The organism is Pseudodesulfovibrio sp. zrk46 (assembly GCF_012516435.1).
In the GTDB taxonomy this organism is placed as follows: Bacteria; Desulfobacterota; Desulfovibrionia; order Desulfovibrionales; family Desulfovibrionaceae; genus Pseudodesulfovibrio.
On the sequence record NZ_CP051216.1, the window covers coordinates 3,387,338 to 3,413,941 of the forward strand.

Annotated in this window: 27 protein-coding genes; 9 read left to right on the forward strand and 18 right to left on the reverse strand. The window is 46.4% G+C overall.

Going from position 1 to position 26,604, the window contains the following annotated elements:
• Positions 1–63 precede the first annotated feature (63 nt).
• The 12 genes from HFN16_RS15310 to HFN16_RS19005 form a co-directional block, all read right to left on the reverse strand.
• Entirely contained in the window at positions 64–1,014 is a 951-nt protein-coding gene (locus HFN16_RS15310; RefSeq protein WP_168891586.1) for an ABC transporter substrate-binding protein, read from the reverse strand.
• Between the two features lie 164 nt (positions 1,015–1,178).
• Positions 1,179–2,156 (reverse strand): flagellar motor switch protein FliM, encoded by a 978-nt coding sequence (fliM, locus tag HFN16_RS15315; protein ID WP_168891587.1) that lies wholly within the window; start codon positions 2,154–2,156, stop codon positions 1,179–1,181.
• A gap of 419 nt (positions 2,157–2,575) precedes the next feature.
• Positions 2,576–3,808, reverse strand: coding sequence for a divergent polysaccharide deacetylase family protein (locus HFN16_RS15320; RefSeq protein ID WP_168891588.1), 1,233 nt, complete (start codon positions 3,806–3,808; stop codon positions 2,576–2,578).
• A 12-nt stretch (positions 3,809–3,820) separates the two neighbouring features.
• Positions 3,821–5,104: a S41 family peptidase gene (locus HFN16_RS15325; protein WP_168891589.1), complete on the reverse strand. Its 1,284-nt coding sequence runs from the start codon at positions 5,102–5,104 to the stop codon at positions 3,821–3,823.
• Between the two features lie 47 nt (positions 5,105–5,151).
• On the reverse strand, positions 5,152–6,255 hold the full coding sequence (locus tag HFN16_RS15330; RefSeq protein WP_168891590.1) for a M23 family metallopeptidase: 1,104 nt from the start codon (positions 6,253–6,255) through the stop codon (positions 5,152–5,154).
• Positions 6,256–6,260: 5 nt separating this feature from the next.
• On the reverse strand, positions 6,261–6,911 hold the full coding sequence (locus HFN16_RS15335) for an endonuclease III domain-containing protein (RefSeq protein ID WP_168891591.1): 651 nt from the start codon (positions 6,909–6,911) through the stop codon (positions 6,261–6,263).
• A 2-nt stretch (positions 6,912–6,913) separates the two neighbouring features.
• Positions 6,914–7,777: a 50S ribosomal protein L11 methyltransferase gene (gene prmA, locus HFN16_RS15340; RefSeq protein WP_168891592.1), complete on the reverse strand. Its 864-nt coding sequence runs from the start codon at positions 7,775–7,777 to the stop codon at positions 6,914–6,916.
• A gap of 73 nt (positions 7,778–7,850) precedes the next feature.
• The gene (locus HFN16_RS15345; RefSeq protein ID WP_168891593.1) at positions 7,851–8,063 is read right to left on the reverse strand and encodes a hypothetical protein; all 213 of its coding nucleotides are present in this window, start codon (positions 8,061–8,063) and stop codon (positions 7,851–7,853) included.
• A 53-nt stretch (positions 8,064–8,116) separates the two neighbouring features.
• Positions 8,117–9,325 (reverse strand): aspartate aminotransferase family protein, encoded by a 1,209-nt coding sequence (locus HFN16_RS15350; protein ID WP_168891594.1) that lies wholly within the window; start codon positions 9,323–9,325, stop codon positions 8,117–8,119.
• Between the two features lie 19 nt (positions 9,326–9,344).
• The gene (dut, locus tag HFN16_RS15355) at positions 9,345–9,803 is read right to left on the reverse strand and encodes a dUTP diphosphatase (RefSeq protein WP_168891595.1); all 459 of its coding nucleotides are present in this window, start codon (positions 9,801–9,803) and stop codon (positions 9,345–9,347) included.
• Between the two features lie 135 nt (positions 9,804–9,938).
• On the reverse strand, positions 9,939–11,546 hold the full coding sequence (locus HFN16_RS15360) for a sodium:solute symporter family protein (protein ID WP_168891596.1): 1,608 nt from the start codon (positions 11,544–11,546) through the stop codon (positions 9,939–9,941).
• A complete protein-coding gene (locus tag HFN16_RS19005; protein WP_348771052.1) occupies positions 11,547–11,693 on the reverse strand; it encodes a symporter small accessory protein in 147 nt (48 codons plus the stop codon). It abuts the gene before it with no gap.
• 606 nt (positions 11,694–12,299) lie between these two features.
• Here HFN16_RS19005 and HFN16_RS15365 point away from each other — a divergent pair.
• The 9 genes from HFN16_RS15365 (at position 12,300) to HFN16_RS15405 (ending at position 21,402) form a co-directional block, all read left to right on the forward strand.
• A complete protein-coding gene (locus tag HFN16_RS15365) occupies positions 12,300–13,826 on the forward strand; it encodes a glutamate synthase-related protein (protein ID WP_168891597.1) in 1,527 nt (508 codons plus the stop codon).
• A gap of 12 nt (positions 13,827–13,838) precedes the next feature.
• Positions 13,839–14,288 (forward strand): 4Fe-4S dicluster domain-containing protein, encoded by a 450-nt coding sequence (locus tag HFN16_RS15370; protein ID WP_168891598.1) that lies wholly within the window; start codon positions 13,839–13,841, stop codon positions 14,286–14,288.
• A 14-nt stretch (positions 14,289–14,302) separates the two neighbouring features.
• Positions 14,303–15,589: an FAD-dependent oxidoreductase gene (locus HFN16_RS15375; RefSeq protein WP_168891599.1), complete on the forward strand. Its 1,287-nt coding sequence runs from the start codon at positions 14,303–14,305 to the stop codon at positions 15,587–15,589.
• A 17-nt stretch (positions 15,590–15,606) separates the two neighbouring features.
• Positions 15,607–16,704: a glutamine amidotransferase family protein gene (locus HFN16_RS15380; RefSeq protein WP_168891600.1), complete on the forward strand. Its 1,098-nt coding sequence runs from the start codon at positions 15,607–15,609 to the stop codon at positions 16,702–16,704.
• Between the two features lies 1 nt (position 16,705).
• On the forward strand, positions 16,706–17,467 hold the full coding sequence (locus tag HFN16_RS15385) for a hypothetical protein (RefSeq protein WP_168891601.1): 762 nt from the start codon (positions 16,706–16,708) through the stop codon (positions 17,465–17,467).
• 42 nt (positions 17,468–17,509) lie between these two features.
• Complete coding sequence (yajC, locus tag HFN16_RS15390) at positions 17,510–17,860, forward strand: preprotein translocase subunit YajC (protein WP_168891602.1); 351 nt, start codon at positions 17,510–17,512, stop codon at positions 17,858–17,860.
• Between the two features lie 127 nt (positions 17,861–17,987).
• Complete coding sequence (secD, locus tag HFN16_RS15395; protein WP_168891603.1) at positions 17,988–19,583, forward strand: protein translocase subunit SecD; 1,596 nt, start codon at positions 17,988–17,990, stop codon at positions 19,581–19,583.
• 9 nt (positions 19,584–19,592) lie between these two features.
• On the forward strand, positions 19,593–20,660 hold the full coding sequence (gene secF, locus HFN16_RS15400) for a protein translocase subunit SecF (RefSeq protein ID WP_168891604.1): 1,068 nt from the start codon (positions 19,593–19,595) through the stop codon (positions 20,658–20,660).
• Between the two features lie 79 nt (positions 20,661–20,739).
• The gene (locus HFN16_RS15405) at positions 20,740–21,402 is read left to right on the forward strand and encodes an HAD family acid phosphatase (RefSeq protein WP_168891605.1); all 663 of its coding nucleotides are present in this window, start codon (positions 20,740–20,742) and stop codon (positions 21,400–21,402) included.
• 87 nt (positions 21,403–21,489) lie between these two features.
• Here the strand turns inward: HFN16_RS15405 and HFN16_RS15410 are convergent, their stop codons facing one another.
• The 6 genes from HFN16_RS15410 to HFN16_RS15435 form a co-directional block, all read right to left on the reverse strand.
• Positions 21,490–22,152, reverse strand: a complete 663-nt coding sequence (locus HFN16_RS15410) for an adenylate kinase (RefSeq protein ID WP_168891606.1) — start codon at positions 22,150–22,152, stop codon at positions 21,490–21,492.
• Positions 22,153–22,250: 98 nt separating this feature from the next.
• Positions 22,251–23,279, reverse strand: coding sequence for a tRNA lysidine(34) synthetase TilS (gene tilS / locus HFN16_RS15415; RefSeq protein WP_247648355.1), 1,029 nt, complete (start codon positions 23,277–23,279; stop codon positions 22,251–22,253).
• The gene (locus HFN16_RS15420; RefSeq protein ID WP_168891607.1) at positions 23,263–23,610 is read right to left on the reverse strand and encodes a hypothetical protein; all 348 of its coding nucleotides are present in this window, start codon (positions 23,608–23,610) and stop codon (positions 23,263–23,265) included. Before HFN16_RS15420 ends, tilS begins: the two co-directional genes overlap by 17 nt.
• Positions 23,610–24,983: a glutamyl-tRNA reductase gene (hemA, locus tag HFN16_RS15425; RefSeq protein WP_168891608.1), complete on the reverse strand. Its 1,374-nt coding sequence runs from the start codon at positions 24,981–24,983 to the stop codon at positions 23,610–23,612. Before hemA ends, HFN16_RS15420 begins: the two co-directional genes overlap by 1 nt.
• Positions 24,980–25,792 carry a cytochrome c biogenesis protein CcsA gene (gene ccsA, locus HFN16_RS15430; RefSeq protein ID WP_168891609.1) on the reverse strand — a complete coding sequence of 271 codons (813 nt, stop codon included), beginning with the start codon at positions 25,790–25,792 and terminating at the stop codon, positions 24,980–24,982. Before ccsA ends, hemA begins: the two co-directional genes overlap by 4 nt.
• Positions 25,779–26,456 (reverse strand): bifunctional precorrin-2 dehydrogenase/sirohydrochlorin ferrochelatase, encoded by a 678-nt coding sequence (locus HFN16_RS15435; protein ID WP_168891610.1) that lies wholly within the window; start codon positions 26,454–26,456, stop codon positions 25,779–25,781. Before HFN16_RS15435 ends, ccsA begins: the two co-directional genes overlap by 14 nt.
• Positions 26,457–26,604 lie beyond the last annotated feature (148 nt).

A 26,604-nucleotide genomic window follows, 5' to 3' on the forward strand; every position in this document is an offset into this window, starting at 1 on the left:
GAAAAGGCGCGTTGAGAACAACGCGCCTTTTATACTTATTAGAGAAAATTAGCAAATCAGAGCTTATTCAATAACCTTTTCAGCCCGTTTAATAGTAGACTCGGGCAATGCAACACCCATTGAGTCTGCGGCTTTCTTATTTACATGCAAATTAAGGTCATGCAGAAACTCAACTGGCATAGAACTAGGATTAACACCCTCGACAAGAATCTTGTACGCCATATCCCCAGTCTGAAGACCCATCTTATAGTAATCTACAGCAACAGCTGCGATGGAGCCTCGAGCAACCGAATCAACGTCACCTGTAATCAAAGGGAGGCGATTCTGCTTGCAGACTTTGATAGCAGATTCCAAAGCGGATATAGCAGTATTATCAGTGGGAATATAGATGACCTCGCAACGCCCAACGAGACTCTTGGCTGCCTGATATACACCACTGGAATTTGCGATTGTGGCTTCTTCAACGTTTAGACCAGCTTTGGCCGCTTCTTCCTTAAGTTTGCTAACCAATGCTACAGAATTAGGTTCACCAGCATTATAGATAACACCGATTGAGTTAGCAGAAGGCACGATTTCCTTAATCAATTCTACATGTTTGTCCATAGGACTGAAATCAGACATTCCAGTGATATTCTTACCGCCAGTGTTCTGAAGATCCTTTACCAAACCAGCAGAAACAGGATCTGTAACACCTGTGAACAGAATTGGACGATCCTTAATCTTCTGGGCAGCAGCTTGAGCGCCGGGGGTCGCTATAGCCAAGACCAGATCGGGCTGTTCACCTATAATCTGACTAATAATCTGTACGTTTGTCGCAGCATTCCCCTGTGCAATATGTACATTGGGTTTAATTACCACTCCTTTCTCCTTCAGTCGTTCAAAAACACCATTACGCATAGCGTCCAAGGAAGGATGTTCAACAATTTGTGTCACAGATACAGTGTAGCTCTGGCCTGCAAAGGCGGTGCTAGCAATGAGAAACAGCGCCATCAAAGACATAATAATTTTTTTCATTGAGTTAGACTCCTCTTAATATTTTTGTAATTTAAAATTTTGGACTGTACCAAGTTCTTCGTCAAGAAATATTGTTCAACCAAGGAGACTCAAATTACAAAACCAACACATGTAAAAAAAAAAGGTCGCAATAGCGACCTTTAACAATATGTTATTGATTATCCTTAAAAACGAATCTCTTCTTCCTTGATAACCTTGAAAGATTTATTACCTTTAACACGACCAGGAAGACCCTGAAATTTTCTCACCCCTTCAACTTCAGCTTCAAGAAGTTCGTCCTCGTCTGTATCAAGCAATATAATATCACCCTCTTGCAAATAAAGAAGCTGGCGTCCGCTAATGGTTGTTCGTCCAAGACGTACAACCATTTCAACCGGAGTCTCCATAAGACGCTCTTTGAATCGATTAATCCAAACATGGTCAACTTCAAGGCGTTCAGATTGGAAAGAGGCGTGGAGTTTGGAGCGAATAGGCTCCATGGTGGCATACGGCAGGCAAACAATGAGCGAACCAATGGCATTTTCGAGTTCAACTTCAAAAGTAACAACGATAACGACATCTGAAGGCGGAACAATTGCAGCAAACTGAGGATTTACCTCTGTACGAACCATTTCCACATGAACTTCGTGGACTGGCTTCCAGGACTCTTCCATATTAGCTAGGGCAATTTTGACAACCCGTTCGACAATGGCCTGCTCAATAGGCGTAAAATCTCGCCCCTCAACCTTGGGTTGACTACCTGCTCCACCAAAAAAATTCTCTACCAAGGCGAAAACCAGACGAGAATCGACAACGAGCAGAGCGTTGCCCCGTAGCGGGTCCATTTTGAAGATAGAGATGGACGTCGGTACGGGCAGCGAGCGCATGAAGTCACCGAACTTGGACATGTCGATAGAGATGGGATTAATGTCGACACGTTTACGCATGGTATTGGCAAGTGCGTTAGTGCAAAGCCTTGCGAAACGATCGTTAACGATTTCGAGAACGGGCATTCGGCCACGAATGATTCTGTCCTGATTGGCCAGATCAAACGCAACCACACCGGAGTCATCCTCCGGTATCTCAGTCTCTGTTTCGACATCTCCTCCGGAAAGACCACGGAGCAGGGCATCGACTTCATCTTGTTCGAGGATTTTGCTCATTGGGAGAAAGCCTCACTCATTTGCCGGACTTCCGGTCCACTTTAAATCTACATGTTCCAGTTTTGAACACATCAATACATCTAATGCCGTTTTTTTGAACACTGTTAAACACTAAGCAAAAAACGGACCGAACCCTATACACTCTTTTCGGCAGCAGTGCTTTTAAACTTAAGAAATTGTTACACTCGCTGTGGTCGGATGGCAATAGCAAGGCGTTTATTTGCCTCAATTTTCCAAGAAAATGTCTGGATATCATTTAGAAAAAATCAAATGGCTCTATTAGGATAATCGAATAAACATTTAATATTACCATGTTAGGATGTACGCAAGACCAAAAGTATTCCTATAAGAGAAAGCGAGCTCAACTTTCAATATTTGAGCAATCAGAACAACTATTAATTACTCTGTCCAATAATGGGTTATTCCGCAGTCAATCTGGAGAGAGGAATAAGATTGATGGATTGATTTCGACCATTATTCCATTCCTTCAAAGCAGCGAGAGTTTCCTTATATGGATGGCCGATAGCAATAGCATGCCCGCGTTTGAGAGCAACGTTTTCCGCTTTCTTTAGTTGGTGAATTATGGCGTTCACGTCTTTAACGTTATCTATGAAAATATCACGCTGGTAGAAGGGGATACCTGTTTCACGAGCAGTGGAACGCCCAACACTCTTGGCAGTAGTTTTGCTGTCCAGAAAGAAAAGGCCATGACGCTTGAATTCAGCCAGCGCGACTTCCATCCCTTTTGTGTGACCAGTAAAACGCGACCCCATATGATTGTTCACGCCGATGGCTTCAGGAATCTTAGACACATTTTCCGCGACTTGCTGCTTGATTTCTTGGGTCGTCATAGAGACAAATAAGGCGTCTTTACCCGGATTGTAACGAGGGTACCCCTTTGGCTCCATTGGAAAATGGATGATAAGGTCACGCCTCTTCTGAGCAATGATCTCTACAGATTTACGGGTATGTGTCGCGTGAGGCCAAACAGCTAGGGTCACTTGAAAATCGAGATTAACTAAGCCTTCAAGCACAGGAAGATTCTCACCAATATCATCAATAACAATGGCAAGTTTTGGCCCTTTGTCTTTTGGACGGGGCAAGGATAGTGGGGTAGGTTTTAAGAGAAGGCGATGAGTAGGTATACCTTCGATGGAAAGCTGCATTTCGTAGGCCGATACTGGACTCAATACAGCTTCTGGCAAACGCTGAACCAAGTTGGTCTGAAGTTTTTTATAAAAAAACTGTTGTTCAGTCACAGGAGGAAGCTGCAAGACTTGGTAATGATAGCCTTTGTCTTCCAAATGGCGCATTTCAACATCCAGAAGCCCAAGTTCCTGCATGTTCATTTCCATGGCCCGCATAGTCTCTATAACAGCAAGGTCGGCTTGTTTGACCTTGTCTTCCATATCAGACAACTCTTCTTCATAGATCCTAGGCTTAGAAGTAACGCCTGATACTGTATTAGTCTCTGTCACAACCGTCGGCGGAGGCGTATCCTTAGTTAAAAGATAATAGCCAAGGGAAGCCATAGCTAAGAAGGCTAGGATAAAAAGAAAAACAAGAGGACCGGGCTGGTACAGTCTAGTAATCAGACTGTCCAACCCGGTCTTTTGTTCGGTAGTAATTTCTTCCGGGGAACGTTCGTCCATGGAAGAGGTATCCTATCTGATGTCCTTCAGTTTGGGCAAGCTCTTGACTAGTTCCAGCGCCATTCTGAGTTGGTTATCACGTTCAAGACGGTCCTTGGCCTTTTCGGCATCTTTGTCAGTTCCCTTCTTGGACTTATTACCATTTTCGAGATGACGGCTCAGATCCTTTTCACGAACAGTGAAGCGATCACGCATTGTTTTGTCTTCATCATTGGGTGGAGCCACAAAAGGAACTCTAATGTCTGGCTCAATTCCCTTAGCCTGAATAGAGCGACCATTAGGGGTGTAATAAAGTGCAGTGGTCAATTTGATACCAGAACCATCCGCCATTGGAATAATGGTTTGAACGGACCCTTTGCCAAATGAACGCTCACCGATAATAAGAGCACGCTTGTGATCCTGCAGAGCACCTGCAACAATTTCAGAAGCAGACGCAGAGCCAGCGTTTATAAGCACGACCAACGGGACAGAAATCTCATTGGAATTTTTAGCAGCGAAGAAGTCTTTGCGATTATTCTTGTCCTTACCCTGAATGTAAACAATTGTTCCTTCATCAATGAAGGTGTCTGCAACAGATACAGCCTGCCCGAGAAGGCCCCCAGGATTATTTCGTAAGTCCAGTACTACACCCTTCAGAGTGTGAGTTTTCTGATAGTCAACAATCTTCTCACGCATGTTCTTGGTAGTAGACTCGTTAAAACGGGTCAAACGCAGATACAAATAACCGTCTTCCAGAGATTGTGATTTTGCACTGATAATCGGAATGGTGCCACGAACAATTGCAATTTCAACAGGTTTACTGGCGGCTTTATGCAGAATAAGTAACTTAACAGTTGTTCCTTTCTTACCACGAATACGCTTAACAGCATCTTCCAAGGTCATTTCTTGAGTGGATTCACCATTAATCTCAAGAATCAGGTCACCAGCAAGCATGCCAGCCTTATAAGCGGGAGTATCTTCAATAGGAGTCACACAAGTGAGACGTCCTTGCTCCATACTTATTTCGATGCCAATTCCACTGAACTTCCCAGCAGTATCCACCTGCATCTCTTTATAATCTTCAGGGGTAAGATAAGTAGAGTGCGGATCAAGTTGCTCAATCATTCCCTTAATGGAATTGTTGATTAACTCTTTACGAGTAACAGGTTTGACATAGTAGCTCTCCACCATGTCGAGCACTTGAGAGAACCTCTTTAAGGCCTCAAAGTGATCGTCCTTGGCGGCCATAGTAGGGCCAGGGGCGACAGTCAGGGTGAAAAGAAGAAGAAAAGTGACTATCCAGAGCGTGATCCGCATGTATCCTCCCGTGAAACGGAGTGGGGTTCAATGTATCTGCAAACCGTCTATTTTTTAGCGGTTAGCCAAAGCTTTGGGTTAATTGGTTTTTGGTGAAAACGCAATTCAAAATACATTCCAGGACCATCCGCCTTGGGATTATAACCGACACTTCCAAGAGGCTCGTTTTTTTCGACCTCTTGTCCATTCCGGACATAAGTCTCTGCTAAATAAGCATAAAGACTGTAATAATCATACCCATGATATACAATTATTACATGCCCAAACCCGCGCAAGGTGTCATTGTGGACTACTTTGCCCCAGAAAACAGATTGAACACTAGCCCCTTCTGATGCTCGTATAACTAACCCGCGAAGAGGTGGCTTGGCTTTAGGGTTATACCCTTTTACAAGATGCCCTTGAACAGGCCAGGGCAAAGTGCGTTTATACAGGTCAAAACGTTTGGTTTTTTGTGACTGTAATTGATACTTCAAATTCTCAATAGAGGACAAAATGTCGCTGAGTTCAGCTTCAACGTTTTCACGCTGTCGTCTTACCTTTTTGAGATTTTTACGAAGTGCGTATCGATTGCCAAGAAGGCGATCTTTATTTTTGTTGATGCTGGCAAGTTGTGTCGCAGCCTCTTCTTCCAACAAACGTTGACGCTCCAAATTTCGCGCAATCCGTTCAGAGTTAAGACGAGCTTCCTCAAGCTTCCCCTGAGTCGCATCATAAATATCAGATAACCAAGTAAAGCGACGATCAAACATATCCCAGCTATCAACGCCTTCAAAACGAGCACGAATATTCTGCAGATGCACAGGCCATAACGTTTTCATGAGCCCAGACAATTCCAAAGCGATACGTTGTTTTTCCTTTTCTAAGGCAAAATGGTCCTTACGAGCTTTTACTTCATTTATCTTGATTTCATTGAGCACTTTCTCTTGAGCACTGATCTTTTTCTTAAGCATACCAATATCATGCTCAATATCTGACAATCTCGTGGAAATACGGCCAGCCTTTTTCGTCAATTCACGAACCTTCAGTTCTTTGTCATCAGCACGTTCATGCTCTTTCTGAAGCGTTTCATGCAAAGGCTCTTTATCGTCCAACGCCTGGACTGACGTTGGAATCAAAATAAATAGTAAAAGTACAAGGAAGAATCGTTTCATCAAAATCAATTGAGAAAAGAGTTGAGCGGACAATTTTCACATAATCCGCATTTTTTTTTACACCATTCTTTGCCAACACGAACGATGAGGGCATGATATTCATTGTACAGTGCCACATCTTCAGGCAATGCGTCCATGAAAAGGGCTTGAAGATCATGGTAATTCATATTCTCCCATGCCAATCCATGACGGCCCATCATACGAAAGGTGTAGGCATCTACAACAAACGACGGCTTCTCCAATGCATACAAAAGGATGGCGTCAGCTGTTTCTGGTCCAATCCCATTAACTTCAAGCATCTTTGGCCTAAGCTCATCCAAGCCTTGAACTTTCAAACCTTCTATCTCGTAATCAACTTCATTTCTTAAAAATTCAAGAAAATTGACAAGTCTCTTTGCCTTAATGTTGAAATACCCAGCAGGACGAATGAGTTCGACCAGATCGCACGAAGGCATTTCATGCATTGCTTGAGCTGAAAGAAGATGCCTTGACTTAAGGTTATCGATTGCTTTTTCGACATTAGCCCAGTTGGTGTTCTGAACAAGAATCGCACCGACAGCAATTTCAAAAGGCGAATCCCCAGGCCACCAGTTGCTGGGGCCCAGAGACTCGCTCATTGTTTCATACATTTCGATGAGAACTTTAGAGTTGCCCATCTTTACACTCCGACTTTCTCCCACACCAAGCATTCCCATTCGCCATCTTGGAAGCGTTCAGGGTGTCCTATGCCACGCCTTTCGTAGGCCTCCACTACTGCATCACCTTGAGGGCCTGCCAGAATACCAGACAGAACCAAGCTACCTCCAAGCTTAACGTGAGAAGTAATATCTACTGCCATCTCAATGAGTGGACCAGATAAAATATTGGCAACCAACAAATCAAACTGAAGTTCTTTTGCAACACTTTCTATGGAACCAACAGCTAGATTGACGTCATCAGAAACTTTATTCTTTTCAACATTTTCGACAGCACAAACAATTGCTTGCGGATCAATATCAAGACCAGTTCCCTTCAAGCCTAATTTGCACAATCCAATGGCAAGAATACCAGATCCAGTGCCAAGATCCAAAAAATCTTGACCTTCTTTGATAGCTCCCTTTTGGGCAAGTTCACCAATAGTCGCAAGACACAAGGAGGTAGTGGGGTGGTGACCAGTTCCAAATGCCATTTTAGGTTCGATGACAATATGTGTTGTCCCATTATCTTCTTCATCTTCAAGCCAGGGCGGTAAAATTTTGAAAGTTTCCCCACAATTTACAGGATTGAAGAAATCCTTCCAGGCAACAGCCCAATCTTCTGACTCCTGTTCCGAATGCTTGATGTCTATTCCGGGAAAACGAGATTGGAAATCACGAATCATCTCCATTCCCAACGGATGATCCTCCAAAAAAATAGTGAATTTGCGGCCACCTTCAATAGGGGTTTCCTCCCAACCGTGAGGAACCTTCGTGGCAATGAATACGCCAGCTTCATCAGCCTTTTCTTCGACAAGAGAGAATTCAATCTTGAGCAGAGTGGACATACGATGCTCCATTTTTCATGTGAAAGGCCGGGGATATTGCCCCGGCCTTGAGTGTTGATTATTGTTTAAAACATTAAAAGACTTTGTCGATAAATGAACCTTTTCCGGTATACTGGAATGCATTCATGGTATTTTTTTGGTCCTGTTGCTCTGCAGCAGCCTGGATGACCGGCGTTTGGATTTCTTCCCTTGGCTGGTCCTTGACGGGTTCAACGTCTTCCCGTTTTTCTTCATACCGATTGGGCGCATATTCGCTCATCGATTCCAATGCTGCAATGCTACTCATACCTTGACCTCTCTTTATTGGATACGCCTTCGCCACCAAGTGGTCAAGATCGACTATATCTCAATGGTCTCCAAGATAGAGTCCAGAGAAGCCATAAATGTACGGATATTTTCTTTTTCTATCGTTAGGGGCGGCACTAAGCGCAATATGGTCCCCTGAGTCAGATTGCAAACCATCTTTTGGTCAAGCAATGACTTCCAAACGTCATTACCCGGAAAAGAAAGTTCAATACCGAAAAGCAATCCAAGCCCACGTGTGCCCACGATCTTATCGGGATGCTTGGCACGAAGCTTTTCAGCTTCTTCTGCGGCGAAACTACCCATTTCAAATGCACGCTCCGCCATCTTCTCTTCCAGCATAATGTCCACGACCTTACTGGCAACAGCGGAAACAACACCGCCGCCACCAAAAGTGGTCGCATGGGAACCAGGGCTAAAACCTTTAGCTACTTCGTCCGAACAGAGAACAGCCCCTATGGGTAGACCGTTGGCTAGCGCCTTAGCTGAAGTAAAAATATCCGGCACAATTCCATAATGCTGATGTGCCCAAAAACGGCCAGTACGACATACGCCAGTCTGAACCTCATCCACGATGAGCAACAAGCCGTTTTCCTTACATAATGCTACTATATCATTGACGTAATCTGAAGGCAGAGGGCGTACGCCACCTTCTCCTTGAACCATTTCGATCATGATAGCGGCAGTATTCTTACCAATAGCTCCGCGCAGGGCATTGACGTTGCCAAACGGCACTGTGACAAACCCCTCGGGTAAAGGACTAAAACCATCTTTTATTGGTCCAGTCTGACCTGTTGCTGTCAGGGTCGACAGCGTTCTACCATGAAAAGACTTTTCGAGAGTTATTATCTCATAACGATCTTCTTCACGGACTGTCCGCATATAACGACGGGCCAACTTGATCGCCCCTTCGTTGGCCTCTGCTCCAGAATTGGAAAAGAAAATTTTACCAGCAGCACAGGTAGAAAGCAGCTTTTCCGCCAACTGCAACTGAGGCTCCTGATAAAAAAGATTACTCACATGCACTAATTGCCGTGCTTGTTCGGCCATAACATCAGCCAAATCATCACGACTGTGACCGAGACTGCAGACGGCGATCCCAGAAAGAAAATCAAGGTATTCTTCACCGTCCAAATCATATAATTTACATCCTTTGGCTTTGGATACAGCCAGAGGATACCGACCATATGTATTGCAAAGGAGGTTGCTCTCCCTCTCTTTTATTTCATCGAACTTATTGCTCATTTTATCTCTCGATTATGTATTATAGCTTTCCGGTGGATCCGAAACCTCCCGCACCGCGATCGGTTTCACCGAGTTCATCAACAGGGCGTATGACACCCTGAAAGATAGGCATAAAAACAAGCTGTGCAATGCGCTGACCGCGCTTGATTCGTCGCTTCTCTCCGGAAGTATTGAGCAGTGATACTTTTATCTCGCCCCGGTAGTCAGGATCAATAACCCCCACGCCTTGGCTGACAGTCAAACCTTCCTTAGTGCCAAGACCACTACGGGAAAAGACATAGGCCGCAACACTTTTCTCAAGAATTTCAATTGAAATACCAGCAGGGATGGCCACTTTTTCACCGGAACCGATCTCCAGTTCTTCGGTGTCGATGCAAGCACGCAAGTCAAGTCCAGCAGAATGCTCGGTAGCATAAGCCAGTTCATTTTCTTTCCAAACTTCGTGCAGGAACTTCACGTTCACATCAATATTTCTCATAGAGCGTATCCGATCCTTTTTATTATTGTCGATTGGTTATGGTGCCTAAAGGGTTAGCCTGTCAATTACGGAATAAAATAAGCGCCAGGACAATGTGCCCCGGCGCTAGATAAACTGATTTCAACAGTAATTATTTTATACCACGCCGTTCCAGCACATTTCGAGGTGTTTTTCACCCATACGTCGAGTGGCAAGGCTAACGCCTATGGCCAATGCGACAGATACGGGCAGGGCGACCACATTGGGATCAACCCACTGGAGCAGCCATGGCCATGACATTGGAGTTGCATCGGCCACCAGAGTTACCTTGCCAGTCAGAGCCTGACACAGGCCTATCGGCTTTGCTTCTTTGAGGTGGATGAAGAGCAGCCAGAACATCGAAGAAGCAAACCCACCGACCATAGAGACCTTTGCTCCTATTTTAGTCATGCCTTTCCAATAAAGCCCCAAAACGTAGATGGGGAGAAAGGAGGCTGCGCAAAGACCAAAGAAGAAAGCCGTGGCGCGTGCGATAACACCACCTGGCAACAACCAAGCCCAGACAAGAGTGGCGATGACCGCAATGGTAACGCCAAGACGATTCAGCTTCATGGAAGAACCGCTGTTGCCGATTTTTACATGCTGCTCCAAAAAGTCTCGGGAAAGGGAAGTTCCACCCACATGGTACTGAGAGCTCATGGTAGACATGGCTGCCGCAAACATTGCCACAAGGAAAAGACCGGAAAACCAACCGGGCATGATCTTATCGATGTAAATGGGAATAATTTTATCGAAGTTACCACCAGCCATAGCGATAGAGATCTTTCCGAATTCATTAAAAAACACAACGTTTGACAGCGCCCCTACGGTGAAGGCGACACCAGTCATGAGCAAAATAAAAATACCACCTATCGCTACAGCACGATTCAGTTCGCGATCAGAAGGAACAGTCATATATCGGATGGCAAGCTGCGGTTGAGCCAAAACTCCGATTCCGACACCATATATAATTGTAGTGTAGATAGTCAGTCCGATGGGCGATTGAAAGTGAGGTCCTTCAGTCCATCCAACCAACCCGCCCTTGAGCAGCTTGGGAGGAATCATGTTCACCATATCCGTCAAGGCTTGATGCGCTTCGGTAACTCCACCCAGCAGAGAGTAAGTGGTAACCATAAGAATAAGCATCATGACGGCCATAATTGTACCTTGAAAAGCGTCGGTATACATCACTGCCTTCAGACCACCAGTAACTACATACATGGCAACAATGGCTGTCACGATCAAAAGCCATGCGCCGTAGCTGACAGCGGGGAAAGCTACTTCAAGCATACGACAAATACCTATGAGTACAGCAGCTGCGTATACAGGAATAAAGACAAAGACGACAACACCAGAGAACTGCTGAATGAATTTTGAATTGTAACGCCTACCCAGAAACTCGGGAAAAGTGTGCGCATCAAGTGCGAGCCCCATACGGCGCGTGCGCTTGCCAAAGAAGACCATAGCAACGAAGATACCTACGAAAATCGTCAAAAAAGTCAGCCACAGCAACGACATGCCAAACATGCCCGACACGCCACCAAAACCTATTATGGCAGAAGTGGAAACAAAGGTTGCTCCATAAGACATTGCAAGGACAAACGGATTCATCTGACGCCCAGCCAGCATATAATCGGTGGACTGTTTAGTTTTTTTCCACGCCTGGTATCCGAGGTAAAAAATGACACCCAAATATATGAGAATACCGAGAATCTTACCTTCCATCTACGCATCCTCCTGGGGCGGCTTTACATCAGAAGATTCACCCGATTCGTTCCAATTCACAATTCCGTAAACGACGCACAATACTGTGGCACCAATACTAAGCCAGTAGGCCAGTGCGATCTCCATACTCCCGAAACCCAACATCATGATAAAAACCTCTCTCGTTGCGGGCCTAACGCTTGTCCAACGGCAGATAAAAGAAAAGGGCCGCTGGCTTAACGCCTGCGGCCCTTGTTATGAATGCATTTACCTATCTATGGTTATACGCACACCCCAAGACCGCAGGCGCTTCTAAAGAAGCGAAAGCTAAAAAAGAAAAAGAAGCTAAAGCGGTTTAGGTTTGTACTCATGTAGAAACCTTTAGTTTGGAATATTTGCAAAGTCAAGCGCAGAGCCATTCTTACGTAAAAATGACTTTCTCCACGATGTTCATTTTAGTAAAGCGAAGAGTACATTTTGGTAGGTTGCGAAGGGTTATCTCTTCATTTCAACATAATTAATAATAGAAAGTTTTCCTTAGTTGGTTTGCAATCAAAAAATGAGTAAACACAATTACCAGATTTAACAATGATGATTTTTACAATAAAATCAGCTAATTGAAACTCTTCTTGACAGAAAAGGTTTTCCTGTGCTCTTTTGTCAACTCTTCACACAAAGCGCTATTTGCTCTTATTGTGAAAAACAAGAAACGCCAACAAGGTTGAACTAAACAAAAGATTACTTTTTTGGCAATAAACGAAAGAGGTGCCCAACTTGCTGTTCCAACCCGTCAATAAAAACTATCACGAGTTTTGCATTGACCGTGACAAAGACCTGTGCATCGATTGCCAGGTTTGTGTCCGACAGTGTTCCTATGAGGCCCATTTCTGGGATGAAGCTCGCCAGAAAGTGGCACATGACAATACGAAATGTATTGGCTGTCATCGCTGCGAGGCTCTGTGTCCAACTGCTGCGCTGAACATTCGCAACAAACCATCCGACTTCAGGACCAACAATCTGTGGCGGCCGGTATTTCTGCAGAACATTTACAAACAGGCCGACACAGGTGGTGTGCTACTGGCTGGCATGGGGTCGCCCGTTGACATTCCGGTTTACTGGGACCGCATGCTTCTGGACGCAAGCCAGGTCACTAATCCTTCTATTGATCCACTTCGCGAACCGATGGAACTCAAGACCTTCCTTGGAGCCAAACCCAAAAAGGTTGAAATTGAAACAGATAAGAATGGCAAGCCTAATCTCAAGACGAAACTGACACCCCAAATCGAATTAGACGTACCTATCATGTTTGCGGCGATGTCATTCGGAGCAATCAACTTCAATTTACACCGAGCCATGGCACGCGCCGCAACTGAAACCGGCACAGCGTACAACACTGGTGAGGGCGGCCTGCACAAGTCCCTCTATAAATACGGCAAAAACACCATTGTTCAGGTTGCTTCCGGTCGATTTGGCGTACATCTTGATTACCTTAAAGCTGGTTGCGGCATCGAAATCAAGGTTGGTCAAGGAGCCAAGCCCGGCATCGGCGGCCATTTACCAGGTGAAAAAATCAACGACAAAGTGTCTGAAACACGCATGGTTCCTATCGGTTCCGACGCAATTTCACCCGCACCACACCACGACATTTACTCAATTGAGGATCTCTTACAGCTTATCTATGCGTTAAAGGAGGCCTCGGAATACAAGGTTCCTGTCTCTGTTAAGATCGCAGCAGTCCATAACGTGGCCGCTATCGCTTCCGGTATTGCCCGTGCTGGCGCTGACATCATTACAGTAGACGGCATGCGCGGTGGCACAGGCGCCGCTCCGGCCATGATTCGTGATAACGTAGGTATCCCCCTCGAACTTGCCTTGGCACAAGTGGACCAACGTCTACGCGACGAAGGCATTCGCAATAACGTTTCCATAGTTGCAGCTGGTGGTATCCGTTGCGCAGGCGACGTCATCAAGGCCATAGCTCTTGGCGCAGACGCCGTGTATATCGGTACAGCAACCTTGATCGCTGTAGGCTGTACAATTTGTGGACGCTGCTACACTGGTAAATGTCCCTGGGGCATTGCAACGAACGACCCCAAGCTTTCCAAACGACAAAATCCCGACATTGCAGCCAAGAAACTGTCCAACTTAATTCGTGCTTGGGGACATGAGATCGAAGAAATGCTAGGCGGCATGGGACTTAACTCTATTGAATCACTGCGGGGGAACCGTGACAAACTGCGCGGCGTAGGCCTTTCTGATACTGAACTCGACATTCTCGGCATCAAGCATGCTGGTCGCTAAACGGAGGACGATATGAAAAGAGTCTATCCGGACAAAGAATACTGCATCGGTTGCCATCTCTGCGAGTTGGCCTGCATCACAGCTCACTCCAAAAGCAAGGACCTGATTGTTGCCTACCGAGAAGAACGCACAAAGGACGGCCTGAACTCCTGCAAAAAGGTCTTCGAGAAGGGGGATACCTGTGTGGCCATTTCCTGCCGTCACTGTGACGAACCCTCCTGCATTGCCGCCTGTATCTCCGGTGGCCTTCATAAAGACCCTGAAACAGGACGCACGGTCTATGACCGTGAAAAATGCGTAGGTTGCTGGTCTTGCCTCATGGCTTGCCCCTACGGGGCCATTAAGCGCCATCCAACAGAAAGCAAGATCATAAAATGTGACCTCTGCTCAGACAGGAAGGAAGGCCCGGCCTGCGTTGCAGCCTGCCCAAACTTGGCTCTCAAATTCGAAGAACGCGACTAGAAGAGGAGATACCAATGAAATACGTAATCATAGGCAACGGTATCGCCTCCATCGGAGCCATCGAAGGCATTCGCAAGGTTGATGCCAAAAACGAAATCCTGGTCATTGGAGCAGAAGATTCTCCGGCGTACGGTCGTCCACTGATCTCCTATCTACTGGCAGGTAAGATCACCCCGGATCGCCTAGCCCTTCGGCCTCAAGAGTTCTACGAGAAATCCAATGTATCCTTAAAACTTGGGACCACCGTCACCGATATCAATACTTCTGCCAAGACCGTGCAGACCGACAAGGGCGAGTCCATTGAGTTCGAAAACTTGCTCATCGCCACCGGAGGTATTCCATTTACTCCTCCTATTCCAGGCTCTGAAGGTTCGGATGTCTATAATTTTACCAATCTGAAGCATGCTCAAACCCTAATCTCTAAAGCAAAGGAGATCAGAAGGGCGGTTGTCATAGGTGGTGGTCTTATTGGTCTAAAAGCCGGTGAATCCCTATTTGATCGTGGCGTAGACGTGACTATCCTTGAACTATCCCCAAGAATATTGAGTCTCGCCTTTGATGAAAATGCAGCCTCTTTGGCAAGCTCCCGTCTTAAAGAAGTGGGGTTACATGTTCGTTGCGGTGTTTCTGCCAAGGAAATTCAACGTGATGCGGAAGGCAACCTTAAAGGGGTGCATCTGACTGACGGCGATTTCCTCCAGTGTGACGTTGTCGTCATCGCAATCGGTGTCGTGCCCAACTACAATTTAGCCAAAGATTCTGGAATAAAAGTCGACCGCGGCATCCATGTGGATGATCATATGCGCACCAGCGCCGAAGGAATTTTCGCAGCAGGAGACGTGGCCCAGGCGAAGGATCTATTGTTTGGCGATGACCGAGTTATTCCAATTTGGACCAACGCATACAACCAGGGCTTCTGCGCAGGCAAGAACATGACAGGCACAGCCATTGAGTTCTCCGGCAGTCTGGCTATGAATTCCATCAGCTTTTATGGCCTGCCAACAATATCAGTAGGCACTGTAAATCCACCAGATGGCGATGACTCCTATGAGGTCGCCGTGTCCCTTGATGAGAAGAAGAAAAGCTACCGCAAACTCGTGTTCCAGAACGATAGGATCGTTGGGTATGTACTGGTAGGCGACATCGATATGGCTGGCATGTACACTGCCTTCGTGAAGTTCCAGATGAAAGTACCCCAAGACGCTAAGAAGCAAATCCTGGCAGGAGAGCCTGACGTTCTCATGTGGCCTGATGATTTCTTCAAGGAAACCTGGAATCCCGGCTGGGAAGAACAGGACTAGTGAGAGGAATTATATAAATGAAAGCGCCTGAAAGATATTACGATTTCGAGAAGGATATATCCGGCTGTGGTATATTCGGCGTCATTAACAAAAAGAGAGGGTTGATCCCCGGCGACATGCCCATCCAAGCCATGGCCTGTATGCACGATCGTGGCAACGGCCTGGGAGGAGGGTTTGCAGCCTACGGAATCTATCCTGAGCACGCCGACCATTATGCTTTTCACTTGATGTATGATGATGACGCAGTCATCGAAAGGACTGAAAAGCTGCTACGCCACTACTTCGACATGCATCATTACGAGCCAATTCCAACTCGTCGAGTGCTTGCAATTCCCAATCCGCCGACCTTCAACCGTTACTTTGTCACTGTACCAGAACGTCCACTTAACGAGTACGCGGAATTACCAGAAGAAGATTACATTGTTGCTGTAGTCATGAAGATAAACACCACTATAAACGGTGCGTTCGTTGTATCTTCAGGTAAAAATATGGGCGCCTTCAAAGGTGTTGGTTTTCCCGAAGAGATAGCCGATCTTTTCAGACTGGAAGAGTACAAGGCTTACATATGGACTGGCCACAATCGATTCCCAACCAACACCCCCGGTTGGTGGGGCGGGGCACATCCGTTCACTATCCTAAACTGGTCCATTGTACACAATGGCGAGATATCTTCATACGGCATCAACCGTCGCTACTTGTGCGAACACGACTACCTGTGCACCATGATGACTGACACGGAAGTCGTAGCATACGAACTCGACCTGCTCATTAGAAAACACGGCCTATCCTGGGAGATGGCAGCCAAATGCTTTGCGCCGCCATTCTGGGACGAAATTGAGCGCATGGATAAAGAAGATCAGGAGTTGTACAAAACCCTGCGCGCGACCTATGGTCCAGGTATGCTTAATGGTCCATTTGCCATTCTCGTTGCAGACAACAATCGTTTGATGGGGCTCAACGACCGAATCAAGTTGCGCCCGCTGCTGGTAGCCGAGAAAGACGACATGGTTTTCATGTCAAGTGAAGAATCCGCCGTTCGCGATGTCTGTCCCGAATTGGATCGAGTCTGGATGCCCAAGGCAGGTGAACCCGTTATCGTGGACCTGGAGGACTAACATGACAGCTAAAACTAAGCAGAAAACCCTGACGGCAGGGCGCACATATTACAAGCAGTTTAATAAAGAGATTCGAGCATTAGCCAAAGAAGGTGTTAACCACTTCATTATTAAAGAATGTAACGGCCAGCGCTACATTGGTACGGCTATGGAAGGTGACATCCGTTTCGATGTATACGGCGTGCCAGGTCAGGATCTAGCCGCCTTCATGCGCGGCCCTTACATTCGTATACACAATAATGCACAAGACGGCGTAGGCAATACCATGGATGATGGCCGTGTGGTCATCGAAGGCATTGCGGGAGACGTCATCGGTTATGCCATGCGCGGCGGTGAAATATTCATCCGGGGCGACGTGGGGTACCGAGTTGGCATCCATATGAAGGCATACATGGACCACCAGCCAAAAATCGTGGTTGGAGGCAAGGCCGGAGACTTCCTCGGTGAGTACATGGCTGGCGGAATTATTTTGCTCTTGGGTATGTTTTCTGATAAGCCTGATGCGCCTGTTGCGGGACGAAGTCTCGGAACAGGGATGCATGGCGGCGTGATCTATGTTCGCGGCGAAGTTCCCAAGGAACAACTCGGCCCAGGTTTGCACTCGCAACCCGTCGATTCCGAAGACCTCAAAGTCATTGAGGAACTAGCCAAAGACTACGCCAAAGAATTGAAGCTGGACAGCAAGGAAATAATGAGCGAGAACTTCGTAAAAATTCGTCCGTTCTCGCATCGCCCGTACGGCAATCTGTACGTTCCTTGCTAGATAGCTGACAAGAAACTTTAATTACCCTGTTTGGGAGGAACTATGTTCTTCGATTCCGTAGCCTACGCAATGGCTCCGCCCGCTGGTGGTGCAGAGGCTGGCGGCATGGCTGGTATTCTTGGTGGTCCGCTGCCGATGCTGGTCTTGATGTTCGCTATCTTCTACTTCCTTCTCATCCGCCCCCAGCAGAAAAAGCAGAAACAGCACAAGGCCATGCTGGACGCCCTTAAGAAGGGCGATAAAGTGTGGACCAATGGTGGCATCCTCGGCACCATCGTCGATGTCGACGGTGACAATCTCACCATCGAGATCGCCCAGGGCGTCAATGTTGTCATCAAGCGCGGTTTCGTCGCCGACAAGGACGGCAAACCCGCAGCAGACGAAAAGAAGTAGGCTTGACAGCCAGGAAATAGGACTTCCGTGCGGATCGGACCATTTATTAGAAATGGCCCGATCCGCGTTTGCGTTTAACGAAGTTCTATTGTTTCGGCTGTAACATGTTCTTATTAAGGGAGTTTTCATGCAGAGTCTGCGTTGGAGAATCATCACTGCCCTGGTAGTACTGGCTTTGGGTTTGGCATACATGATGCCATCCCTGCCTGGAGTGTCAGGGTCCGCACTGGGTAAAATGTTGCCCGGCAATCCTGTCAACCTCGGCCTTGATCTAAAAGGTGGTATTCATCTGACCCTCGGTGTCGATATGGATACGGCCATGCACAACAATCTCGCCCGACTCGGCGATGACCTGAAAGCTGCAGCACGGGACGAAGAAATTTTTGTGCTGCGTCCGAACGTCATTTCCGACACTCGCATCGAAATTGTTTTACTCAAGGCGGATCAGCAGGACAAATTTGAAAAAGCTGTAAAAAACTACAGTCCATTCGATGTCGAGTCCATGGAGTCCATGGATGACGGCAAGGTCAAGTTCACTTTGGTTGTTCCTCCTCAATATAAGGAAGAGATTGCCAAATTGACTATGGATCAAGCTATTAAGACAATCCGTAACCGTATTGACCAATTTGGCGTCGCCGAGCCGGACATTCGTAAGCAGCAAGGCAACCGCATTCAAGTGCAGCTGCCTGGCCTTCAGGATCCAGAACGAGCCATTAAAATCATCGGTCAAACCGCTCACCTCGAATTCAAAATGGTGGACGACATCGCTGATATGGAAAAAGCCCTCAAGGGCATTCTGGCCCCCGGTCGCGAACTGTCTGTCATTTTAAACCGACAGGCCAACGGGGAATACACAGAATCTCCGATTGTTCTAAAAAAAGACTCTGTGCTGACAGGCGAATATATCACCGATGCCAAGGTTCAACTCGACACTTGGAACCAGCCGTACGTTTCCATTACGTTTAATAATCGCGGAGGCACCATCTTCGCCAACCTCACGGCTGATAACGTAAATAAACGCATGGCCATTGTACTGGATGGAAAAGTATACTCTGCGCCGGTCATTCAAGAGAAGATTTCTGGCGGTCGCGCTTCAATCACGGGGCAGTTTACCCGTGAAGAAGCTCGCGATCTCGCAGTCGTCCTTCGAGCCGGATCCTTGCCTGCGCCAGTTGTAATCTTGGAACAACGCTCGGTTGGTCCGTCCTTGGGACAAGAGTCCATCGATAAGGGAATTATGTCAGCCCTTATCGGTATGGGCATGGTGCTGGCCTTTATGGTCATTTACTACGGCTTTGCGGGTTTTGTGGCCGATGTGGTGCTCTGTCTTAATATAATGCTGATTCTCGGTGGCCTTGCTGCGTTTGGCGCCACACTGACTCTACCGGGTATTGCGGGTATCATCCTGACTATCGGTATGGCTGTAGATGCTAACGTCATCATATTTGAGCGTATCCGTGAAGAACTGCGACGTGGACTGACTGCGAAAGCAGCACTTGCCGAAGGTTATGGCCGAGCCACACTGACCATTCTTGATGCCAACGTGACTACAGTCATAGCTGCCATCATCCTGTACCAATTCGGTACTGGTCCGGTTCGCGGCTTTGCCGTCACCCTAACGCTCGGCATCATTACCTCCATGTTCACGGCCATCTTTGTGTCGCGCATTCTGTTCGACTTGTACCTGAAGAACCGCGCCAACGACGCCAAGCTGAGCATTTAGGAGTAGATCATGGGACTGCAAGTAATTAAACCCGATACCAATATCGACTTCATCGGCTTCAAGAAAATCGCTTTTATTTTATCTGCGATTATCATTCTGGCCGGTGTAGGCTCCCTTGCACTCAAGGGTGGCCCTAAGTATGGCATCGACTTTGCCGGCGGCATGATTGTCCAGGTGAAGATCGATAAGGCCCAAGACATTAAAGAAGTTAAAGACGCCATGAAGGGGGTTGAACTCCCCGGGCTGGTTATTCAGACCTTGGGCTTGGAAGGAGACCATGAATACCTTATTCGAACTTCGAGTTCAGATATCTCTTCTCAGGAAGTACGTGGTAAGGTGTCCGAAGCTTTAAGCTCAAATCTTGGTGCTACCGGTTTTGAAATCCAACGTTTAGAAATGGTTGGCCCCAAAGTAGGAGCAGACCTGCGCACTAAAGCTCTTGAAGCTCTTTTCTATGCAGTGCTTATCATTGCCGTATACATCTCTGGTCGATTTGAACAGCGTTGGACCGCAGCAGGCATTATGGCTGCCGCTCTGGGCTTTTCTATCTACGGAATTGGTATGCTCGGTTTTGACATGGGCTTCCTAATTGTGGCCGCAATGGTAATCACAGTAGGTCTCTGTTGGTACCTCAAACTCAACTATGCTTTAGGTGCAGTTGCCGCATTGATACATGACGTAATGATCACAGTCGGCATCTTCTCTATTTTAGGCAAAGAGTTCGATCTAACCATCATCGCCGCGCTTTTGACCATCATTGGTTACTCGCTCAACGATACCATCATCGTATTTGACCGTATTCGTGAGAATAACATAGCACGGAAGGGAAGTGATTCCTTTGGAAAGGTTATTAACCGATCAATAAACCAAACTCTGTCGCGTACGATTATGACCTCCCTGACTACCTTGTTGGTCGTGGCATGTCTCTACGTACTTGGTGGTGCCGTCATCCACGACTTCGCACTGGCTCTGCTCATCGGTGTCGTCGTCGGTACATATTCCTCCATCTTCGTAGCCAGCCCAATCCTACTTGGATTCGGCCCAGGCTGCGAAGCAGTTAAGGAAACCGAAGCCTAGATCAGTCTAAGCTTATATCAATCAAAAAAAGGGAAGGGCCTAGCGGTCCTTCCCTTTTTTTGGTTAGAATAGATGAACTATGAAGCAATATATATTAAACCTCATTATCTTGGTAATGATTTTAACTGGATGCACGGCCCAGATAACTACGACAAATGGTCCGGTTAATCTCCAAACCAACATGGATGCTGTTGCAGCCTACTACAACGGACAATACGACAAAGACGTTCTTAAGTTGTCCATTGAAGCAGATATTTTTATCGCAAAGACACTTAAATCGAGGCAATATAACAAGCCAGCCATTGTTTTTGATGTTGATGACACGTTGTTAAATAACTATTCATTCTATCAAAGAAATGGATTTCAATTCCGTAGGTCTCTATGGGAGCAGTGGGTAAATATGGCCAATATTCCTGCCATTGCTCCAATACAATCGCTTTATGCAAAATATGTAGACAGGGTGGATATTTTCATAGTCACTGGCCGAAACGTCTTTCAACGTTCTCAAACACTACGAAACCTCAAAGGGCAGGGGTATGACAATTGGACAGGAATCTTCTTCAAGGAAGAGTGGGACCGAAAACTCACTGCAAAGCAGTATAAGACTCGAATAATAAACCAAATCCAAAATACAAGCGATGTTCAAATAATCGCGAACTTCGGTGACCAAGAATCTGATTTTGGATCAGATATTATAGGGCGATCATTTCGCTTACCTAATTTATTATATGTTACCGAATAGCACATATATAAACTCAGTGTCATAACCCAAAAAAAGACCCTTTCGAGAAACTCGAAAGGGTCTTAAGCATTTCTAAAAAAGTAGAAACTAGTCAAGCTGGCTGATCAAATAATCCTTGATCTCCTGGATAGAATCTTCGCCGTTCAGTTCAACGAACTTGAAGTCGCCATCGAGGTTTTTAAAGTAGTTACAAGCTGCCATTGTGCCAGTCTCTTCATCGTAGTAGATGTTATGACGAACATCGATTGCAGCTTCGTCCTGGTCGTCTTCACGAGCGGTCAGAGCACCACCACACACGCGGCACTTGTCGCCATCAGGTGCGATAACGGGAATGCCAACGTTGTTGGGGTGATTGGGGTTGTTTTCGCAGAGACGACGTCCCATGATGCGGCCTTTGGCAATTTCACGAGGCAGCTTAATCTCGATGACGTAATCGAGCTTTACACCGTCTTTCTGCAGAGCTTCCCACAGCTTTTCACCCTGAACGAGGGAGCGGGGGAAACCATCGAGCAGCCAACCTTGAGTGGAACCGGCCAAAACGTCGAGAACCATGGGGATGGTGATGTCATCAGGAACAAGCTCGCCCTTGTTGATGTATTCCTTGGCCTTCATACCGAGCTCGGTGCCACCGCCGATGTGCTTACGAAAGATAGCGCCAGACTCAATGTGGTCCAGGTTGTACTTGTCCTTGGCGATATCGCCCTGGGTGCCTTTACCGGAGCCGTTGGGGCCGAAAATCAGAATATTCATAATTAACTCCTCCTGATGATAAAAATCGGTATGCCACTAGTGCAAACCGGCACATTGTGCAAAAGATCACATGCTATTATACCGGTGATGAAAGGAAGTCAATGCTTGGAGGAGAAAACCACACCAGAAGATGTAATTGTTGCGGTTTTTTCATTAGGAAACTGAAAGACAACTCCCACTCTATTTTCCTGCCAGGCCTCATCCAGCTTAAATAAAGTGTCGGCCAATGCCTGTCCTTTACCTATAGAATCTAGGGCAGCCTTGTACATTCTCAACCGTACGGCCTGATGGCTAGACTCCAAAGTCTTGTGAAGAATGGTACTTGGTGTTTCAGCAGTAAAGTCATCCCAAAAAGCCTTATCTATCCTGCCCAACTTCCAAAGACGAGCTATAGATTTCGGGAAATTGGGATTTTCTTTGAGAAAAAGAGGAAGCAAGGTGCACCTAACACGATTGCGGGTCCAAGCCTGATCCGAATTGCTCAAGTCTTCACGCCAAGTCGCACCAATAGTACTAAGAAATGCCTCTAGCTTCCCTTTGTTTGTCAAAAGGAAAGGGCGGAACAGTTTTCGCTTCTCATCCCAGCCCTCCATACCAGACAGGCCGGGCCACCCTGTGCCGCGAATCAAACGCATGAGCACATCCTCGCACAAATCACCGAGATGGTGTCCTACAGCAATAGCGTCTGCTTGATTGTCATCCTTTACGGAATGAAAAAAATTATATCGTGCGTTTCGCCCAGCTTCTTCAACTCCAATTCCCATCTTTTCAGCCAACGACGCGACATCAACATCCTTTTGAATGTATGTAATTCCAAGATGGCTGCATAGATTAGCAGCCCACACCGCATCATCAGTCGACTCAGGACGAAGCTGATGATTGAGATGGGCAGCAATGATATTGCCATTATTCTTTTGGGAAAGATAATATAAACAGAGAAGTAGGGCAGTTGAGTCCACTCCGCCGGAGAAAGCCACGACAAGCTTTTTTTGACCAAGTTCAAAGAACAACTCATCGCGAACAAATTGCTCAATGTGAAGGCAAAAATGCGCCCACTTAGGTGGTAATTCCTGCAGTGAGTGCGGGATATCTATGGACGCACCCGTCATGCTAAACGTAGATTTCAAGCTCGTCCAGAAACTGATCGAGATACTCGATCATATGTTTACGCTGCTCAGCAGTCGCATAAGTGACGCAAGAACAACGAAGCTTATTGCGACCACGAACCAACAACTCCAATCGAACTTGTTTCTCAGAAATACCATCAACTAATTCAAGAGCCATAAAATAAGGACCGCATTCGTCTAGGTGATCCTTCTGTTCCTGCTGCAAAAGTTCTTCGGACATAGGCAGATAATAAATCCCATCGATAGGACCACGCAAATCCAGTTCATCAAAAGCGTTCTGAACCTTGATAAAATCGTCTTCAGAAATATCGTCTAAGAGGTAGGTGCGCATTATTGTTCCTTATTTTTTGATACATCAATGAGATGTTCAATATCTTCAGGGGTGCAAGTATTTGCTTTCCGATTCTGATGTGCCGTTACAGGTACTGTCTCGTCATCAAGATTAAACATGCGACGAGCCAAATCAATAAAGCGCTCAGCCGCCCCTTCTTCCTGAGTGCGTCGTTTTAAGAAACAAATGGGCTCGTGAAGGGACTTTCTTCCAACAGATAGCACTAGTGTTTCGAGAGACTTGCGCGTCTTTTCATTCACAGGACCGATCTTTTTCAAGGTCTTGCTCAGTTCACGAAGAGCGATTTCTTCACTCTTGTCCACTAAATCAACAATTGTCGGTTGAAGCGCCAGCGAATTGAGCCAATTGCTGAATATCATAGTTTCAGCATCAACCACAGCACGAGCCTTATTTGCTTCCTCCTGACGCTGGGCCATATTATCTTCCACAACCTCTTTTAAATCATCAATATCGTAGAGGTATACGTTGTCCAGTTGGTTAACGTCAGGGTCGATATCACGTGGAACGGCAATATCGATAAAAAACATAGGTTTAAATTTACGTCGTTTGAGTACGGCTTTTACATCTTTGGCCTTGATGACTGACACTGGAGAACCAGTAGAACTAATAACAATATCCACCTCATGCAAACGATCAGGAAGGTGTTCAATCTGAATGGCTTCACCACCTAAAGATTGAGTCAACTCCTTAGCTCGAGAAAGTGTGCGATTGGCTACAATCGTGTCCTGAACTCCATTTTGAAGGAGGTGAGTGACAGCCAATTCAGCCATTTCGCCAGCACCAACCATCATTGCACGGGTGCCATCCAAATTACCAAAAATCTTCTTAGCAAGCTCAACAGCCGCATAGCTGATCGAAACCGCACTGGATGCGATTGCTGTTTCGGTGCGCACTCGTTTAGCTACGGAGAAAGACTTATGAAGCAATCGATTTATGATCGTTTTAGCAGTTCCTTCATCAGCAGCTTTTCGATAGGCATCTTTAAGCTGTCCAAGAATCTGTGGTTCTCCCATGACCATAGAGTCAAGACTGCACGCCACAGTAAAAAGATGTTTGACTGCATCTAACTCCCTGTGCTGATAAGTATTATCTATCAAAACTTCCGGGGAACCTTTGCAAACTGCAGCCCAATATTGAATAATTGCCTCAACAACTTCACGTTCAGGCACACGCTTGGAAATAGCAATAATCTCCACTCGATTACAGGTGGAGAGGCACATACATTCGCGAACAGGGCAATGCGCCATCAATCCTTTCTCAAAGTTATCCACATCGGTCAGGGCGAACTTTTCGCGTACATCCACTCCTGCGGTGCGATGATTGAGTCCTATAAGTATGATCTTTCTATTCATGGCAGGGCTCTAAAAGTAATCGTGTGATGAATAAGGGAAATGCACATGCCCGAAAAGACCCAGATGGCAAGGATGGCTGGTTTGCGCCCGCGCCATCCCAGCACTACCCGCTGGTGAAAGAGAAAGGCGAACAGAAACCATACTGCCAAAGAACCGATCTTCATGACATCCCAAGAAAACTGCTTATCTGGTGCAATCCAGTACCAAAAGAATGTAGAAAACAAACCTAGAGTATAAAGTGGAAAGCCGATAACAACGGCCCAACGGTTAACTCTGTCAAACTTATCCAACGAAGGAACATCTTTGCCCATGCTGGACAAACCGGCCTTGGTTTTAAGTTTCTTATTGTAATGAATAAAGGCTACACCAGCCCCAAAGGCCATAATCAGAACACCCAAAGTCAAAATAAGCGAACCGATATGCAGACTGAAGAAAAGTGCGGTCAATTCCGGCGGCATGCTCACCCGGACTCCACCAAGGGCCAACGAGGCTATAAAAAGGAGTAAGGCCAAAGGCAGTGCAGTAATAGCGAGAAACTCCAAACGCAATCGCCACCATAGGAAAAAATACAAAGCGAGTACGCACCAAGCCAGAATATTGAAATAAAATTTACCCGCGTACAAAGCGGCGTGATCCTGCATTACAACAAGCGATAAGTCGACAGTATTCATGACAAAACCAGCGACAGCCAGCCAGACCGCTATTTTTTTTAAACGATCATTGCCGGTGCCAAGTCCTGTGAGGAACAGCACTGTGCCCAGTCCATACAGGGCGATAATCACGATGTGCAGTAGTTCAAACAAGCCCATCTAACAGCTCCGGAATGTTGGCGTGCAAAGGTTGGGGCAAAGATTCATTAAGTATTTCCTGCGCTGCGTCAAGGTCTTGTCGCTTCAAAGCTTCCAAAAGTTTGGAGTTGACCAACTTACGAAACACAGCGGTATTGTGCTTAGTCTCCATTCCCAAATTAAGCATAAGCGGGCGAAGACGCCCCATTATAGTTAAAATAAAAGCGTACTCATCACCGAAATAATCCTCTAATTCCAGACGAATCCGACGAGCCATAGCCGGGCTCTTCCCCGATGTGGACACAGCAAGCACAAGATCACCGCGCTGAAACGTAGCAGGTACGATGAAACTGCCCATGTCCGGATCATCCGCAATGTTGCAAAGAATTTGACGCTCATTACAAATATTGCCGATCCGGGAGTTGACGTCATCACTTGAGGTGCAGGCAATGACTAGAAACTTCCCATCTACATCCTGATCTTGAAAAGGGCGACACTGGAATTCAACATTTCCCGAACCAAGAATATGTGCAAGCTCTGCATCGGCAGGACGTGTATCAATGACAGTAACGCGCCCCGCCCCGGAATCAATCAGGGAGCGGATTTTTCTCTTTCCAACGCCTCCGGCACCGACCACCAAGCAATGCCTATTTTCCAGATTCACAAAAAGGGGATAATGTTGCATGACTCTTGATAACGAATGCAAGCGAACATGTAAAACGGGAATTGCCCACTTCTTGCATTATCTGCCGGAAATACGGTAGAAAATTGACACAAAAAAATATGAAACACTATCTAGTTATACAACTTGCCCGATTCGGCGACCTCATTCA

Coding starts and splice junctions, on each gene's coding strand:
- HFN16_RS15310 (WP_168891586.1), bottom strand. CDS start 1,014: ATGAAAAAAATTATTATGTCTTTGATGGCGCTGTTTCTCATTGCTAGC.
- fliM (WP_168891587.1), bottom strand. CDS start 2,156: ATGAGCAAAATCCTCGAACAAGATGAAGTCGATGCCCTGCTCCGTGGT.
- HFN16_RS15320 (WP_168891588.1), bottom strand. CDS start 3,808: ATGGACGAACGTTCCCCGGAAGAAATTACTACCGAACAAAAGACCGGG.
- HFN16_RS15325 (WP_168891589.1), bottom strand. CDS start 5,104: ATGCGGATCACGCTCTGGATAGTCACTTTTCTTCTTCTTTTCACCCTG.
- HFN16_RS15330 (WP_168891590.1), bottom strand. CDS start 6,255: ATGAAACGATTCTTCCTTGTACTTTTACTATTTATTTTGATTCCAACG.
- HFN16_RS15335 (WP_168891591.1), bottom strand. CDS start 6,911: ATGGGCAACTCTAAAGTTCTCATCGAAATGTATGAAACAATGAGCGAG.
- prmA (WP_168891592.1), bottom strand. CDS start 7,777: ATGTCCACTCTGCTCAAGATTGAATTCTCTCTTGTCGAAGAAAAGGCT.
- HFN16_RS15345 (WP_168891593.1), bottom strand. CDS start 8,063: ATGAGTAGCATTGCAGCATTGGAATCGATGAGCGAATATGCGCCCAAT.
- HFN16_RS15350 (WP_168891594.1), bottom strand. CDS start 9,325: ATGAGCAATAAGTTCGATGAAATAAAAGAGAGGGAGAGCAACCTCCTT.
- dut (WP_168891595.1), bottom strand. CDS start 9,803: ATGAGAAATATTGATGTGAACGTGAAGTTCCTGCACGAAGTTTGGAAA.
- HFN16_RS15360 (WP_168891596.1), bottom strand. CDS start 11,546: ATGGAAGGTAAGATTCTCGGTATTCTCATATATTTGGGTGTCATTTTT.
- HFN16_RS19005 (WP_348771052.1), bottom strand. CDS start 11,693: ATGATGTTGGGTTTCGGGAGTATGGAGATCGCACTGGCCTACTGGCTT.
- HFN16_RS15370 (WP_168891598.1), top strand. CDS start 13,839: ATGAAAAGAGTCTATCCGGACAAAGAATACTGCATCGGTTGCCATCTC.
- HFN16_RS15375 (WP_168891599.1), top strand. CDS start 14,303: ATGAAATACGTAATCATAGGCAACGGTATCGCCTCCATCGGAGCCATC.
- HFN16_RS15380 (WP_168891600.1), top strand. CDS start 15,607: ATGAAAGCGCCTGAAAGATATTACGATTTCGAGAAGGATATATCCGGC.
- HFN16_RS15385 (WP_168891601.1), top strand. CDS start 16,706: ATGACAGCTAAAACTAAGCAGAAAACCCTGACGGCAGGGCGCACATAT.
- yajC (WP_168891602.1), top strand. CDS start 17,510: ATGTTCTTCGATTCCGTAGCCTACGCAATGGCTCCGCCCGCTGGTGGT.
- secD (WP_168891603.1), top strand. CDS start 17,988: ATGCAGAGTCTGCGTTGGAGAATCATCACTGCCCTGGTAGTACTGGCT.
- secF (WP_168891604.1), top strand. CDS start 19,593: ATGGGACTGCAAGTAATTAAACCCGATACCAATATCGACTTCATCGGC.
- HFN16_RS15405 (WP_168891605.1), top strand. CDS start 20,740: ATGAAGCAATATATATTAAACCTCATTATCTTGGTAATGATTTTAACT.
- HFN16_RS15410 (WP_168891606.1), bottom strand. CDS start 22,152: ATGAATATTCTGATTTTCGGCCCCAACGGCTCCGGTAAAGGCACCCAG.
- HFN16_RS15420 (WP_168891607.1), bottom strand. CDS start 23,610: ATGCGCACCTACCTCTTAGACGATATTTCTGAAGACGATTTTATCAAG.
- hemA (WP_168891608.1), bottom strand. CDS start 24,983: ATGAATAGAAAGATCATACTTATAGGACTCAATCATCGCACCGCAGGA.
- ccsA (WP_168891609.1), bottom strand. CDS start 25,792: ATGGGCTTGTTTGAACTACTGCACATCGTGATTATCGCCCTGTATGGA.
- HFN16_RS15435 (WP_168891610.1), bottom strand. CDS start 26,456: ATGCAACATTATCCCCTTTTTGTGAATCTGGAAAATAGGCATTGCTTG.